General features: G+C 59.9%; 10 protein-coding genes and 4 pseudogenes. 10 read left to right on the plus strand and 4 right to left on the minus strand.

What is annotated here, in order from left to right; all coding sequences use genetic code 11:
* Positions 1–463: 463 nt before the first annotated feature.
* Together NKH93_RS10950 and NKH93_RS10955 are read right to left on the minus strand one after the other, a co-directional pair.
* On the minus strand, positions 464–1612 hold the full coding sequence (locus tag NKH93_RS10950) for a hypothetical protein (RefSeq protein WP_352970276.1): 1149 nt from the start codon (positions 1610–1612) through the stop codon (positions 464–466).
* 13 nt (positions 1613–1625) lie between these two features.
* Positions 1626–4550 (minus strand): hypothetical protein, encoded by a 2925-nt coding sequence (locus NKH93_RS10955; RefSeq protein ID WP_352970278.1) that lies wholly within the window; start codon positions 4548–4550, stop codon positions 1626–1628.
* Between the two features lie 175 nt (positions 4551–4725).
* Here NKH93_RS10955 and NKH93_RS10960 point away from each other — a divergent pair.
* The 3 genes and pseudogenes from NKH93_RS10960 to NKH93_RS10970 all read left to right on the plus strand — a co-directional run.
* A pseudogene (locus tag NKH93_RS10960) lies at positions 4726–4927 on the plus strand (OB-fold nucleic acid binding domain-containing protein); the annotation flags it as partial.
* A gap of 30 nt (positions 4928–4957) precedes the next feature.
* Positions 4958–5293 (plus strand): annotated as a pseudogene (locus NKH93_RS10965) (glutathione S-transferase C-terminal domain-containing protein); the annotation flags it as partial.
* A gap of 573 nt (positions 5294–5866) precedes the next feature.
* Positions 5867–6391, plus strand: a complete 525-nt coding sequence (locus NKH93_RS10970; protein ID WP_352970280.1) for a GNAT family N-acetyltransferase — start codon at positions 5867–5869, stop codon at positions 6389–6391.
* Between the two features lie 486 nt (positions 6392–6877).
* Here the strand turns inward: NKH93_RS10970 and NKH93_RS10975 are convergent, their stop codons facing one another.
* Positions 6878–7759: a sterol desaturase family protein gene (locus NKH93_RS10975; protein WP_352970282.1), complete on the minus strand. Its 882-nt coding sequence runs from the start codon at positions 7757–7759 to the stop codon at positions 6878–6880.
* Between the two features lie 76 nt (positions 7760–7835).
* Here NKH93_RS10975 and NKH93_RS10980 point away from each other — a divergent pair, with 76 nt between their 5' ends.
* Together NKH93_RS10980 and NKH93_RS10985 are read left to right on the plus strand one after the other, a co-directional pair.
* The gene (locus NKH93_RS10980) at positions 7836–8375 is read left to right on the plus strand and encodes a TetR/AcrR family transcriptional regulator (RefSeq protein WP_352970284.1); all 540 of its coding nucleotides are present in this window, start codon (positions 7836–7838) and stop codon (positions 8373–8375) included.
* A gap of 134 nt (positions 8376–8509) precedes the next feature.
* A pseudogene (locus NKH93_RS10985) lies at positions 8510–8623 on the plus strand (integrase); the annotation flags it as partial.
* Between the two features lie 140 nt (positions 8624–8763).
* Here the strand turns inward: NKH93_RS10985 and NKH93_RS10990 are convergent.
* Positions 8764–9798, minus strand: a complete 1035-nt coding sequence (locus tag NKH93_RS10990) for a LacI family DNA-binding transcriptional regulator (RefSeq protein WP_352970348.1) — start codon at positions 9796–9798, stop codon at positions 8764–8766.
* Between the two features lie 172 nt (positions 9799–9970).
* Between NKH93_RS10990 and NKH93_RS10995 the strand changes: the two genes are divergently transcribed.
* The 5 genes and pseudogenes from NKH93_RS10995 (at position 9971) to NKH93_RS11015 (ending at position 15259) form a co-directional block, all read left to right on the plus strand.
* The gene (locus NKH93_RS10995) at positions 9971–11017 is read left to right on the plus strand and encodes a sterol desaturase family protein (protein ID WP_352970286.1); all 1047 of its coding nucleotides are present in this window, start codon (positions 9971–9973) and stop codon (positions 11015–11017) included.
* Positions 11018–11114: 97 nt separating this feature from the next.
* Positions 11115–12080 (plus strand): annotated as a pseudogene (locus NKH93_RS11000) (sugar ABC transporter substrate-binding protein).
* 209 nt (positions 12081–12289) lie between these two features.
* Positions 12290–13234 carry an ABC transporter permease gene (locus NKH93_RS11005; protein WP_352970350.1) on the plus strand — a complete coding sequence of 315 codons (945 nt, stop codon included), beginning with the start codon at positions 12290–12292 and terminating at the stop codon, positions 13232–13234.
* A complete protein-coding gene (locus NKH93_RS11010; protein ID WP_352970352.1) occupies positions 13234–14253 on the plus strand; it encodes an ABC transporter permease in 1020 nt (339 codons plus the stop codon). Before NKH93_RS11005 ends, NKH93_RS11010 begins: the two co-directional genes overlap by 1 nt.
* Before the next feature lie 127 nt (positions 14254–14380).
* The gene (locus NKH93_RS11015; protein WP_352970288.1) at positions 14381–15259 is read left to right on the plus strand and encodes an ATP-binding cassette domain-containing protein; all 879 of its coding nucleotides are present in this window, start codon (positions 14381–14383) and stop codon (positions 15257–15259) included.
* Positions 15260–15285 lie beyond the last annotated feature (26 nt).

A 15285-nucleotide genomic window follows, 5' to 3' on the forward strand; every position in this document is an offset into this window, starting at 1 on the left:
GGCCCGCGTTGGAAAACCTTCACCGATGCTGCCGGACCGCAATGCGCCTCATGTCGGCCGTTAAAGTTAGATGTGCCACCGCCTTACAGCGGGGACATTACCGGCGACCGCGCCTGAGGGCGTAGTTGCGCCAATTGCCGACCTCCCTGACCCTTCTCCATAGCGGCCGTTCGCTGGACGGCTGGAGGCGACCCTAAGCGGAAGCTCGTTCGGCCTCGGCCGAATTCACACCTATTCACCAACGCGGAACTCCCCATTTTCGTAAGGAAGTGGCCGAACTCGATTGACCAGCAGACCTTCTTCCTCTCTCTCTGCTCAGCGGAGCGGACGCAGCTTTAGGCGGAGGACGGTGTCGCGCAGGCGGAGGCGGGTGTGTTTACGAGCATGATCGCGGCCTACAAGTCGCTCGGCGGCGTGCCGGCGCAGGACCGGCGGCGCCGAACGGCCGGAACCTTAGCAGCAGTTATTTTGCCGGCAACCACTGGGCGGCGCTGACGGCGATAGGCCAGAGAAAGCGCGCCAGTGCCGACGCTTCGGCCATTGCCGTAATGAACACTTGCGGCGTGGCCGCGAGCGCCAACAGTCCTTCTTCTGCGAGCATTACCGCGCCCGCGACCAGCCCGAGCTCCCACGCGAGCGCGACGCCCATCACCACGAGCGCGCCGAGACCGAGATAGCCGAACAGCATCTTCGCTTCCGGCGACCAGTCGCTCTTGCTCTGCTGAAACGTGAACGCGTAGGCCGGGTTCAGTTCGAGCACGAGCCCATGGCCTTGACGCCAGCGCCGCAGCTCCTGCTCAAGGTTCTGCCGCACCTTCTCCGGCAGGTTCGGCAGCGTCGCGCGATGGATGTGGTAGAGAAACAGTCCATCGGACCCCTGGGGCTCTCCGCCGCCCCCGGCCGGTGGTGCGCCGGCCGGCTGCCACGTCATCGACGGGTGAAAGCAGATCCAGTCGGCGCTTCGCGCGTTGCCCTTGCCGCTGATCCGCACCGGCAGCGGCAGCACGCGCTGCCATCGCGTCATTCGAAACGCGCTGCCTTTGACTGTGTAGTCGAGCGGCACGCTGAATGACTGGAAACCCTTACTCATTCGGATCGCCAGTTGCGGCATCTCGATCTTGAGCTGCGGAACGATCACGTCCTTGATGATAGTGAGCTTTTCGTTCAACTCGTCCCACGTGGACTGCGCCGTTTTGACCGTGCCGACCTCGACGCCGTCGAACACCAGATTGCGGCTGGCGCTGATCCCGAGCATGTCGGGCTTCCGCGCGCCGCCCGGCGTGATCTCTTTGAGCAGCGCCAGCAGCTCTGTGTGTGGCGCCTGCGCCTTCACTAGCCGCATGAACTGCTTCACCAGACGTGGGTTGAGCACGTTGCGGAAGTCCCGTTCGAGCACGGTCATCACCAGCTCGAGTACCGGATCAAGCGGGTCGTAATTGAAGAAAAAGCGCTGCAACTGCCACGTGATCAGCTGCGGCACCGGCAGCGTGCCGCGGAAGTAACTCGCGTAGCACTCGCGGACCCACCATTCGGCCGCCGTATACTCGAGCACGTTCGGCGGATCGTTGCGGACCGGAAAGCTGGCGCACTCCGGAAGACCGAGAAAGCTCATGGCGCCGGACCCGTCATGGTTCGAACACCGGCAGCTCGGGACCGTCCTGCAGCCAGACTAGCGTCGTCGGCACCGTGAACTCCCACGGCTCGCCTTCGGGGACGGCACCGGCCAGGTCGTCGGTCTGCGCTTTGATCTCTTCCGCGATCGACGTGAACAGTGGATCGTCCAGCTTCGGCGGCTCGCCGCCTTGCCAGATCTTTTTGAAGACGTCGGGGTCCTTCGATTCGAGGAAGTAGAGCACTGCCTCGTTGTACGCGGGGGACACGGGGAGCAGGACCCGGGCCGCGCCCGCCTGGAGAAATTGCGCGAACAGCGGATCGGGATCGTCCATGTTGCTGACCTTGATCCAGTTGCGCTTGCGGCCCCAGAAGTACGGGAAGAAGAGATAGGTGATCTGATCCCAGTCGAAGGCCTGCTCGAAAAACTGGATATAGCGGCCCTCGCTTAGCGCTTCGATCGGTTTGACCTCAGGGATCTGAGCCGGCTGCCCGGGCGGATCCGTCATCGCGTCGAAGTAGGCAAAATGCTGTCCGGTCAGCATCGTGATCGAGAGCTTCTTGAGCTCGGCCTTCTCGATCGTGCGGTTGGTCTGTGGGTTGCGCCCTCTGATCACGACCGCGCCGATCTGCGCCTGCGCCTGTGCCACCTTCTGGTCGTACTCGCTTTTGAGCGCCTTGTAGGCGGTGTAGATTTTGTCGAAGGTGGAGAGCTGCCACTTCTCGTAGTGTGCCGTGGTCCGCTCGCAGTTCGCGGCGACGTTGACCGCATACGCGTTGATGTCGTAGCCGATGATACTCACCGGCACCGGGCCTATCGGGTCATCCCAGGGATCCGGAGATGCGGACGGCCCGACCAGTTGATTCGAGCCGTGCTTGACCGCGGTGCTGGCCAGCAGGTGAAAGCCCCACTCGCCGATCTGCAGCATGAACTGCGGCCCGCCTTGCACCCAGATGATCGAGACCTCGGCGTTGAAGAAGCGGAGGATGTAGCCCTCCGGAACGATCAGGTCCTTGACGGACTTCGAGACGGTCAGGCCGTTATCGATTGCCCCCTGATCGAAAACGGTCGTGATGTAGACCCACTCCGCCGGCGGCGGCGTCACGCCCGCGGCGTTGTAGCGGCTCGTGAACAGCTGGTAATTGCTCGGCGTGATGTCGCTCGACGTGAGGGGTTGACCCTTGGCGTTGACCAAAGGCTGTGGCGGCGTCACACCGGCGAGTTCGAGCGCCGATCGCATCTGCGAGGTGCGGAAGAACGCGGCCGGCTCGGGGACGATCAGCTCCAGCATCAGCCGCCGTCCATAGTTATAGACCTGCGCGCGATAGCGCTTGTCGACCCAGCGGTAGACGCCCGTGATGTGGCCTGTGCCGTGCTTGTTGTCGAGGCCATGGCTGTTCGTTTCCTCGACTTCGTGCAGCGTCTTGGTGGTGCGTTCGACCTTGGTCTTCTTCTGGACGCGCGATACCGAGCGATCGACTACGTCCTTCGCGAAGTTGGAACTGTTTTTCGCGGACTCCTGCTTCGACGTCGAATACGCGAAGTCACCGTGCGCCGTCACCGTGACCGGACCGAAGCCGCCCGTCACCGTGACGCCGGCCTGCACGCTCATGTCTTCCTTGATCACCTGCTCGGCTTCCTTCTTCAGCTCGAACCGCTCGGTTGACTGGGTGTCGCGTTCGGTCTCCTGCGCCTCCTCTTCCGACGTGAACACCATCGTCTCGGCGCGATCGAGCACGCGATGCTTGCGGTCCTTGAACTCGCCCTTGAGGACGTTCTCGATGTGCGCGACTTCTCCTGGCACGTAGGCGAGCAGCTTTTGCTTGACGACTTTCAGATCGCCGATCCCGAGAGGCCGGATCTGGCCGCTCATGTTCACGTCGGGAGTCGAGCTCGGGTCGCCGGTCAGGTCTGGCTGCGGGAGAAAGATCTTGTCGAGGCCCACAATGTCCTTCGCCTTGGCCATGCCGATGAATTCCGCGTCGCCCGAAAACGTCTGGACCTTCGCCGACAGCGTCGTCAGGTGTCGTTCCAGTGCGAGGCTGGCCGAGGGAAGGCTGGTCGTGTCCTTGATCGAGAGCGTGCCCAGCAGCCGCTGCGCGGGCGCGGCGACATTGGCCGCGACGGCATCGCGAAATCTCGGCGCCGATGTGATCGAGACCCGGGCGCCGCTCCCCCCTGGGTCGTCCCTGCTCGTCATCCGCGACTGTGCCTTGAGTAACGGTGAGGCCGACCGCAGCGTTTCGAGCAGCGTCTGCGTGGCTTCGAACTCCTGAAGGAGCTCGCGCTTCTTCGCCGTATCGGGGCTCCCCTGAGGCGGTGCCGGTCGGGACGGCGGTGGGGTGGGCGCGGCGGGCTGATTGAAGTGCCGGTGCAGCGCACCTGGCACGAGCGGCGTGGCGCTCAAGGTGCGCTTGGCCTCGTTCGCATCGGTGATGCTGCCGTTCGCGATCCCGCGAGCGAAGTGCAGCGCCCGTAACGCCGACGTCGCAAGCTCCAGTCGGGAGCCTGCATCAGGACCGGTGCGAGAGCCGATGTAGTAGGCATCGAAGGCCTGCTCGAGGAGCGTGTTGATCTTTGCCTCGCTCAGGTTGGCGATACCGGCGTCTCGTGCCGCGTCAGCGGCGACGGGTGGCTCCGGCGCGTCCGCCGGATCGTCGGCCAATCCCCGCGGAGGCCCCTGTTCGTACCTGTGGACCAGCGTGCGATACGCCGCGACGAGCGGCTTGAGCCCGCTGAAATCGGCCTGGCTCCATTTCTGAAGCGCTCCTTCGGTCGTCGCGAGCGGACGGGCGATCTGCTCGAGTTGGCGTTGGCCGTCTGCGCCTTCAGCCCGCGCATCGCGAATCGTGGTCGCTGCGCTGTCTTCCTCGTTGGCCATCTGCGTCGGTCTGATTGCGACGAACTTAAAAATATCGGTGAGGAGTTTTTCCGTCATGAAATATCCCGCAAGCACAAGTGGGCGGATGGTCCGCCGTTGAGCGCACTACGTCAAGGAGCAACTGCTCGGGAGAGAACCTTGGTTAATACTACGTCAAGGAGCAACTGCTCGGGAGAGAACCTTGGTTAATGTTGACGAGGTTGCTGACCTCGAGAAGAATGCCGAAAGAACCTTCCTGCGCGAGGACCTGCACCGCCGGCGCATCGTCACACTCCGCGAAGGCCATGGAGGCGCGCGACGGAGGCTGGCTGGAAGCCGCCGGCATCGTCCTCGCGCGCCAGCGTCCCGGCAGCGCCAGGGGCGTGATGTCCATCACGCTAGAAGACGAAACCGGTATCGCCAATCTGTTGGTCTGGGTGAAGGTGTTCGAGAGGTATGATCGCTGCCCCCTTTGCTCGCAGTCAAGCACGCTGGAGCCGCCGATCGTTGATCTGCAAATCGCCAGGCTCCTGGAGCGCGACGAGACCTGGTACTAGCAGCGCCTGCCTATCGTCGAGGATCGCATCCGTGACCGGCTGGGCGAACTTTCCGGTCGCCTAGGCGATGCCGACTGGCTCGATGGTGCGTTCAGCGCCGGTGACCTTCTGATGGTGGCGGTGCTGCGCAGGTTGAACGGATCGGGTATACTGGACGAATATCCGAACCTCTCCGCCTATGTAGCCCGCGGCGAAGCGCGGCCGGCCTTCAAGCGTGCTTTCGATGCTCAATTGGCGGTTTTCACCGCCGCATCGACCGGCTGATAAGCGCCGCCCTGGGTCACTTGACCCCATCGGAGCGAATGCCCGGTTTTAGGCGGTAAAACGTTCGCTGAGAATGTCCGCAACGGGTCAGATCGCGTCGATGCATGGGGGCGCGTGAACGTCCGCTTCTCACATTCCAAGCCGCAAGTCCGCTTCCGGCCCCAAATTGCGGCCGCTCGTGATGATTCCGCCGTTGCACAAAACCTGACGTTGGTTCAGTTGCGGCATACCGCGGAGCCAGAGCCAAAACTGTGCTACCTCATCTCGAGCCTGCGGATGCCGTGAGCGCTAGCTTGAGAAGGCCCAAGCAGCGGATGGCGCCAAACTGAATATTCGTGATTGAGGAGTCATCCCCCCTGTTTGGCCATAAGCTCAAGGGAAAGGAAGTCGACTATTTCCCGAGAAAGATGAAGGTGGAAGTTTCAATGAGGGCAATTTCCGTTTCGATGGCTTTACTTTGGCAGACAAAGCTCGCGACGATGCTATGCGCATGCCGAGTAATAAAGGGCCTAAGTCACTTCACCGGGTTGTCGAAGCCGTCGCTGTATCGAGGAAATGGGTGGGAGGGCTTATATGCCAAAGGACACTAGGCCTGTCGAAGTCACGCCTGCGAGCCTCCGGGAGCGAGGTGCGATTGAGAATCTATTCCAGCTCTATACCCATGACTTCTCGGAAAATTGGGCAGGGACGGATCTGGGCGACGTGGATGTCGAGGGACGGTTCGCCCCATATCCTCTGGACCGTTATTGGACCGACTCTTCACACACTCCGCTGTTGCTCCGCATCGGCTCACAAATCGTAGGCTTTGCGCTCCTGAACAACGAGAGCCATGTTCTAGCCCCGGTGGACATGAACATTGCCGAGTTTTTCGTGCTGCGAAAGTATCGTCGCAACGGTGTCGGAACCGCTGCCGCTCACGCGGTTTTTGCGCGTTACTCTGGAATTTGGGAGGCCGCGGTCGCCCGGAAGAACGTGTTCGCGCTGGCGTTCTGGCGACGGACCATCGGCGGTTTCCCCAATGTGATGGATTTGACTGAAGACGATGTTCAAACGGATCACTGGGACGGCCCGGTGCTTCGCTTTCGCGTGCCGAATTAGAGCTTCGATAGGTCAGCTAAGGGGTCAACTGACGCAATCTCAGGCAGTCCGAACATTCAGTACGACTCGGTCCGCGCCGATCCGAATATTGTCGTTGTCAGCAATGGGTCGATCGCCCTGCCAATCTTCAGAAGGCTGTAGGAAGGGCAGCCTATTCGAGACGTACTGGCTACCGCGCTCCTCGATATGGTTCGGGGGAGTCGCCTGCCTCTCCGGGCGAACGTTCAGACAATTGAGGGCATTCACTCGGCAGAAATGGATTTCCAACGTAGCCATCGCGGTGCTCAACCGGGCTGGATAGACTGGCAACCTACCGGTCTGCTCCGGGCCCCCAACATCGGTCATTCGACCGTCGTTCCACAAATACAAAAGCCGTCGTTTGCTGCAGCAACCAACCGCCAAAAAAGATTTGGAACAGAGGGCCTACGATCAGCGCCGAGATCTCACTTATCTAAAACGTGCTCTGCTTGCTCAAAGCTTTCCTGACTACCAGCGTCGGAAGGGCAAGGCCAGTACTGACGGAATCTGCTGATAGTGGGGAAGGTTTGCGTCCGGAGAGACGCCCAGGTCCTGTGGTGCAAGGCCCGGATGGAAAACGAAGGTGCCAAAGATCTGGTCCCAAAGTGTCAGGGTTGCGCCGTAATTCTTGGCCTCATTCACGTCCGCAGAATGGTGGTAACGATGCACTTCCGGACCAACGAAGATGTAATTGGCCCATCCCAGGCGCAGATCAACGTTGAAATGGCTGATGATGCCATGAAAGGCATTGATAACGAGAAAGATCAGAACCGCGTCGGTTGAGTATCCCATGAGCCAGATTGGCAGAATGATCGCAGACGCCTGAACGAGCACTGCGTTGAACGGATGCGAAACAGCGTGCATCAGCAGATAAAGCCGTTCCGGCAAGTGATGCGCAGCGTGGATACGCCAGAGCAACCCGCCCAGTGGCCCCCGCAGTTCATGCATGCCTCGGTGGATGTGATAATTCATGAACTCGAAGACGACGAACAGGACTGGCAATTGAATCCAGATCGGCCAATCACGTGCTGGGCCACCGGTTTTGCTGGAAATGGTGATCGTCAGCATCGCAAGTACCGCGGAGACCAATGCCACGGTCGCCCCGGACGATACGATATAGGCAAGGTCCGGCAACAGTGTTCGCCAGGTCATCGACCAGCGTTTCTGCATCGGCAACGTCAACTCGATAACCAGATAGGTCAGCAAGAGTGGCAGGGTGATCAATATCCAGGCGGGGCGCTCGTCCACGCCCATCGCCAGGAACCGGTTCAACGCGTAGATGACCCAGATCCACGAAACCGGGTACAATCCCCAGCGGATGAGCCGCCGAGTTATATTCTCGATACCCATGTTCGGTCCTCCTTGAGTTTTCAGACAGGTGTCTGATAAGTTCGAGAGAGGTAACGGATTTGTGCAGAAGAACCAGATGGGCGGTCATCTTTCCGGACAGGTGCAGACCAATGTGTCCGATGATCCGCGCGCCGTGCGCACGCGCGCCACATTGAAGGAGGCCCTGATGCACTTGTTACAGCAGGGTGATTGGTCCGAAATCACCGCAAGTGCCATCTGCCGTCGAGCGGGCGTTGCGCGCTCCTCCTTTTACGAGCATTTCGACACCAAAGCTGACCTGCTGGACGAAATCTTTTCCGATATATTGGGTGACATAAAGCCTTCAACGCGGCCAAGCGAACCGTTGGCGACGCTGAACTGGCTGGTTTCGCACGTGGGCGCAGCACCGGACTTTTTTGCCGACGCAATGGCGGGCAAGCGTGGGGATGCTTTACTGCCCCGGTTTCGGGCGGCGCTTAAAGTGCGGCTCGAACTGGAGCTGTCTCTCCGCGGAGTGCAGGATGCCTCGGCAAAAGCTGCCTATATCATCGGCGGATCGATGTCCTGCCTGGCGGAAGCAAAGGGCTGCAACGTGCGCGAGGCGGTCCAAAAGATGGCAATGCGCTTGCTCGTATGACTGGATTGGAGTGTGATGCGGTGACTATTGCAACAGTGTTGTGCAAGCATGCGGCGCGATGGTCTTAACCTGGCTCATCTCATTGTCGTGGGAAAAGAGCGATCCGGGTGATATGCTCAGGTGCCGCGAGACAATCGTTCCGCGCCGTCCAGATTATGCTGGGCCACACCAAAATCGAGAACACAGTGAGGTATCTCGGCGTCGACGTAGAAGATGCCCTCGAACTCGCCGAGGCCACGGAAGTCTAACCAAGATGCGGCTCCATTTCCGAGTGGAGCCGTGGATGCAACGCGCCCCAATATAGCCGTTGAGGTCCGTTTGTGCGTCACCTGAAAGCGGACATCCTTATCGGGTCGCAGGACGCCCGCGCCAGTAGCTGACATCTGCGTCAGATATTCTCCGGCGTGACGATTTCAAAAGGTATGGATCGCTGAAGGGTGGCAAATGGTGCTTGCGGTCCAATGACATCGACCATCGTTTGGACAAGAAGGGCCGAGGTCGATTCGAGCGGGTGGCAAAGAGCTGCAGTGATCAGGCCCTCAGACAGTCCCTTTCGAGTTTCGGGTCCAATGTCACGGCATACTACTTTGATACCCGACCGCCGCTCAGGAGACACCTCCCTCAAGGCACGAAGTACACCAGTTATTCCGCCGCCGACGATCAGAATTCCGACAAGATCGTCAGTCGATTTCAGAAGCTCAGTCACCATTCGATAGGCCTCACTGGCTTCCTCGTGGGTCGGACGGCTTTCCTCTACCGCTAGCCGTGGAGCGTGCTCGCGCAAATAGGAACGGAAACTGGCGTCTGACACATCCTGGCATTGATACCGGTGGTTGCCTATGAAAACCGCTATACGACCCGGTCCGTGAGTGGTTTGGGTAATCAGGAAGGCTGCAGTGCGCCCCAGCTTCCAGTTGTCGGTGCCTACATATGCGGCCCTTTCCGGCGCGGACTGATCCGTGATGTAGGAGACAACCGGTTTGCCCATCTCCTTCAGCGAACGGATGGCCTGGCCAATGATGGGGTGATCTGCCGCGACCACCGCAACGGCGTCGCATGAATCGCCCAGCGCAATCAGACGGCTCGCGATTGTCTCCGGCGTCAGCAGATCCACGAAGTCGACTATTGGATCGATGACCTCGTCGCGACGCTCGCGACAGGCGGCAATAATCTTCTTCCCGAACAATTGGTAGAGATCACGGGTCGACTGCTGAAGCAGGAAGCCCAATCGGTAGTGTGGAGATATTTTACGAGCCCGATCATCAATGGCTCCGATTCCGTAAAACCCAATTTCCTCCGCTGCGCTTTGTACTCGTTGGACGGTCTTCGGGCGTACTGAAACGGTGCCACTCAGAATTCGGTTCACGGTCGCCACCGAAACGCCTGCCGCAGTAGCGAGATCGTGGATTGTCGGCCGCCTCATGAGCTCCATCCCAGCTATATCATCATGACTGATATTAAATGATACAAATGTCGCTTTGATACTATTTTCGCCTTCTAGAAATATCAAGCCTCCGATATGAATCCCGCCCAATTGAGGGCCGATGTTTTGACGAGCCCAGTTGGGAATAGCTCCGCAGGGAGGCGCTGTTACGATGGATGACCTTCAGTATGGAACGCGCGATAAACGCGGTAACTGGGCTCCGCATCGCCGGGCCGAGCCGGCGCCAATCTGGCATCGTCCGTTCAATGCAAAGAAGGTGGTGGCGTGGATTCCTGAATTTCTTTGGCCGTGGAACGCCTTTCATATTTCCACGTCGATTATTTGGGTGAACTTCCTTATCCCAAGCTGGCAGAGCCTCGCGACCTTGTCAGTTCTCAACTACTTCTGGCTATACGGCCTAAACGCCGCCGGCATATTCCTCTTCTACGGCTTCTTCGAGCTGCGCTATTACTTCCAGCGCAAGCAACAGAACCGCTTCAAATATAATCCAAAATTCCCTTCGGACGCGCCGTCTGACGTGTTTTGGTTTCAAAGCCAGAACATCGACAATTTCACCCGCTCGTTTTTCGTCACGATACCACTATGGACAGTGGTCGAGATCGTGATGCTGTGGGTCTATGCAAACAGCTGGGCGGTCTGGCTGCCATGGACGACGAATTGGCTTTACCTCTCGTTCCTGGTGCTTATCGCGCCGGCCGTGCATGAGGTCTATTTCTTCTTCCTTCACCGGGCGATCCATTGGCCGCCGCTCTACAAATGGGTGCATTCGGTCCATCATAACTCGATCAATCCAAGTCCCTGGTCGTCGCTGTCGATGCACCCGGTCGAAGGCTTCCTCTATCATGCTGAAGCCTGGCTGCACCTGTTGATCCCTTCTAATCCGGTCTGCGCCTACTTCACGCTGCACGGAGCGGGATTTGGAGCGGTGAACGGCCACCTCGGCTTCGAGACATTCGAAATCACCGACAAGGTTAAACTCGATAGCCATTCGTACGTGCACTACCTGCACCACAAGTATTTCGAGGTGAACTACGGCGGTGATGGGCTGGTACCCCTCGATAAGCTGTTCGGCACTTGGCACGATGGCAGCAAAGAAGCCGATGAGGTCATGAAGGCCCGCTTCCGCAAGAAGAAGGAAAAAATGCGTGGCCAGCAGGAAGGCCGCAGCGATCCCACGTCTGGAATGCCGGCGGAATAACGATCCAAACGCTGTTTCGACTGCGCCTGAGAGGAGTGGGCCCGGGACAGCAAGACTTTTTTGTTGAGACCCCACGGGGTAAATTGGGAGGAAGACTATGAAGCTTTTCAAGACACTCGTGTCGACAGCGGTGCTGATTGGATTCAGCGCCGGCGCGACGCTCGCTGCCAATATCTTCGTGGTTGGCGGCAAGCCGGACGATCCGTTTTGGTCGATCGTAAAGCGCGGTGCTGAAGACGCTGGCAAGGTCGTCGAGGCCCAAGGTGGCAAGGTCACCTGGCTCGGGCCGCAGAACTATGACAATCTGGGCGTGGACGCCGCCGAATTGATCCGTCAGGCCATCGATCAGAAGGCCGACGCCATCGTCGGCCCGGACTGGGTGCCGGAAGCGATGGACCCGGCGTTCAAGGCAGTGAGGGATGCTGGCATTCCCCTGATCATCTACAACGCCGGCGGCCTGAAAGCGGCCGATCGTCTTGGCGCCATGAACTATGTCGGCTCAGACGACTACAAAGGCGGTGTCGCGGCTGGCGAGTACCTCACCAAGGCCGGCAACTAGAAGGGCGTCTGTATCAACACGCTGCCCGGCGCCGCCAATATTGAGGCCTTCTGCGGCGGCTTCAAGGAGGGGATGAAGAACGGCGGTGGCGAAGCCGACGTCCTGCCATTGCCCGCTACATCCTTCGGCTCGGCAACGGCCGTCGCCCAGGCGGTCAAAGCCTATCTGCTGCAGCACCAGGACGTGAATGCCGTCTTTACCATCGGCAACGTTGACGCCAACTCGGCCATGAACGGCCTTACCCAGGCCGGCAAGGTTGGGAAAGTGCAACTCTGCGGCATGAACTTTGACGAAACCATCCTGAACAACATCAAGGATGGCAAGCAAGCCTGCGCGATCGACCAGCAAGGCTACCTGCAGGGATACCTGGCTGTAGCGATCCTGAACGGCCACGTCAATTACGGCTTGGCGGTGCCCACCCGCGAGATCCTTACGGGACCAGGCATCATCGACAAGACAAACGTCGATGCCACCATCGCCGGTGTGAAAGCAGGGACGCGATAATCCTCCCGCCTGGGCCGCCCTCGCTTTACAGCGGGCGGCCCTTTTTCCCTCTCTCTGCGGCGGCCACATTGCGGCCGGCCGCGTGATCGCGGATTACCCTAATGGCACATCCCGTGACATCCACTTCAACTCCGGCGGCGGACCGCGCGTGGTCCGGACTGGCCTTCGGCCGGCTGGCGCGTCGACCAGAGGCAGGCTCGTTCCTCGGCATGGTCGCAGTTCTTCTCTTCTTTGGCCTGTTCGGCGGAAGTGGTTTCATGTCGGCAGCGGGCACGGCCAGCTGGTTGAACATCGCGTCTGAGATCGGGATCATCGCGCTGCCGGTCGGGTTGCTTATGATCGCCGGGGAACTGGACATCTCGGTCGGTGCCGTGATCCCCGCAGCGTCTCTCACCGCTGCTATCGTGTCGGGTCATTATGGGCTGCCCGACTGGCTAGGCATAACGGCCGCGCTTGGCCTCGGCCTCGCTGTCGGCCTCCTCAACGGGCTCTTCGTGACGAGAACGACCATCCCGTCGCTCATAATCACTATTGGCACCATGTTCCTCACGATGGGCCTGACGCTAGGTCTCACCGTCATGATCGCCGGCAGCACCGGCGTCTCGCTTGTGCCGAACCCGCTCACCAAGGCAATCTTCGGCGACTATCTCGGCGGCATGTTCCAGGTCACGATCCTGTGGTGGGTGGTGTTCGTGATTGGCCTGTTCTGGCTGTTGCACATCTCCCCGAAGGGCAACTGGATCTATGCACTCGGCGGCGACAAGGAAAGCGCGCGCAACGTTGGCATCCCGACCAAGCGGCTGACCATCGGCCTGTTCATGCTGTCCGGCTTCAGCGCCGCCTTCGTCGGGGTCAGCGAGGTGATGGTCTACCAGAGTGCGCAGGTTCTGGCCGGTCAGTCCTTCATCTTCAATTCCATCATGTGTGTGGTCATCGGGGGCGTTCTGCTTACGGGCGGGTTCGGCTCGATCGTTGGCATCGTGTTTGGCACGATTACCTTCTCGATCGTGAACCAGGGCATCTACTTCACGAGCATGGATCCCAACATCGGAAGCGTCATAATCGGCGCGCTTCTTTTGATCGCGGTGCTGACAAACGACACCTTCCGGCAACTGGCACTCAGCTATTCGTCGAAGAAGGGAAAACAGTCATGATGGACGCAATCAAATCCGTGCTGCGTCGCCCCGAAGCCGGCTCGATCCTCAGTCTTTTCGGCGTGGTGCTGTTCTTCGTTTTGTTCGGCGGCGCCAACCTGGGTACGCTCGTTGGCGCGGCGAGTTGGGTCAATTTCGCGGCCAATCTGGGCATTGTCGCCATTCCCGTCGGGTTACTGATGATCTCAGGCGAACTCGACATCTCCATCGGCGCTTTGATCCCCGCGGGTTCCATGACAACCGCTATACTCACCGGCTATTACGGACTGCCCATTGGGGTGGGAATTGCTGGGGCGCTGGCAGTCGGCGTGGCGGTCGGCCTGGTCAACGGCCTGCTGACGATCCGCACCTCGGTGCCCTCGCTCATCATTACTCTGGCCACCCTGGTCGCCATGCAGGGGGTGGTGCTCAGCGCTTCGGTGCTTCTGACCGGGACTGCCAGCGTTGCCCTGACCGCGCCGGGCTGGGCCAAATTCCTGTTCGGCCAGCTGATCGGTGGCAGCCACCAAGTCATCATCATCTGGTGGATCGCATTCGCCGTGATCATCGGCTTCGTTCTGCACAAGACCCGTTACGGCAACTGGCTGTTTGCAATGGGCGGCGATCGTGTCAGCGCCCGCAACGCCGGAATTCCGACAGACCGCATGACCATTGCGCTGTTTGTGTTGTCCGCAGTCAGCGCCACCTTTGTTGGCATCTGCCAGGCGATCCTGTTCAATTCCGCCCAAGTCTCCGGCGGCATGAACTTCATCTTCAACGCCATCGTGTCCGTGGTGGTGGGCGGCGTATTGCTGACCGGCGGTTTCGGGTCGGTTGTTGGTATCTTCGTCGGCACCATCACCTTCGCCATCGTCAGCCAGGGCATCTACTTCACCCAGATCGACCGAAACTGGTCGAACCTGATTATCGGTGTGATGCTCTTGGTGGCCGTGCTGATGAACCAGTCGTTCCGCGATTTGGCTTTGTACTTCAGACCGCGGGGTAAGCGAAGCCTGCCGCGGGAGCCAGCAAACCCATGAGAAACGAGTTGTTACAGCAGCCGGGCACTGAACTCGCTTCCGTCAACGGGCATCGAGCTTCGATGAATATCCTGGCCGATCAACCGCATCAGGCAAACCGGTTCGCAGATGAAGAGGTGAGCACGCCATGAACGACAAACCTGCCATTCTCGAGCTGAAAAGCGTCAACAAATCCTTCGGTCCGATCGATGTCCTGCATGACATTTCGCTGAGCGTGCGCGCCGGCGAAGTGCTTTGCCTTCTCGGCGACAACGGCGCCGGCAAGTCCACCCTCATCAAGACCTTGGCCGGGGTCCACAAACCAACCAGCGGCCAGATATTGATGGATGGTCAGCCGGTGACCTTTTCCGGGCCGAGCGAGGCGCAGGCACGGGGCATCGCCACGGTGCACCAGTTCGGCGGCACGTTCCCGCTGATGAGCATCGGGCGATCTTTCTTCGTTGGCCTCGAGCCGACCAAAGGTTGGGGGCCGTTCAAGATCTACGACCGCAAGCGCGCCAACGAGATCGCGGTGAAAGCGGTACGGGATTTCGGAATCACCCGTATTGACGACGGTGACCGCCTGGTCGGCGGCCTGTCGGGCGGTGAGCGCCAGTCGCTTGCGATTGCCCGCGCTGTGTATTTTGGAGCGCGCGTGCTGATCCTGGATGAGCCGACCGCAGCGCTCGGCGTCAAGCAGGCCTCGCATGTGCTGCGTATCGTCAATGAGGCCAAGAAGCGCGGCCTGGCTGTGGTCTTCATCACCCACCAGGTCATGCACGCCATGGCGGTCGGCGATCATTTCGCGGTGCTGATCCGCGGCGCCATCGCCGCCGATTTCCGCAAGGGCCAAAAGTCCCGCGAGGAGATTACGGATCTGATGGCTGGCGGCGAGACCATGGCCGACCTGGAAGCCAAGGTCGAGGGTTACATAGCCGAGCATGAGGGGAGGGATCAGCCGCTCCGTAGACCTTCCCTGGAGCCCCGGCAAGTCGGCTGCGCATCACGGCGCGCCGCTGCCCCGTAAATTCGAAACGCAAAGAATAGGACTGA

It is taken from the genome of Mesorhizobium sp. M0954 (assembly GCF_040319155.1).
In the GTDB taxonomy this organism is placed as follows: domain Bacteria; phylum Pseudomonadota; class Alphaproteobacteria; order Rhizobiales; family Rhizobiaceae; genus Mesorhizobium.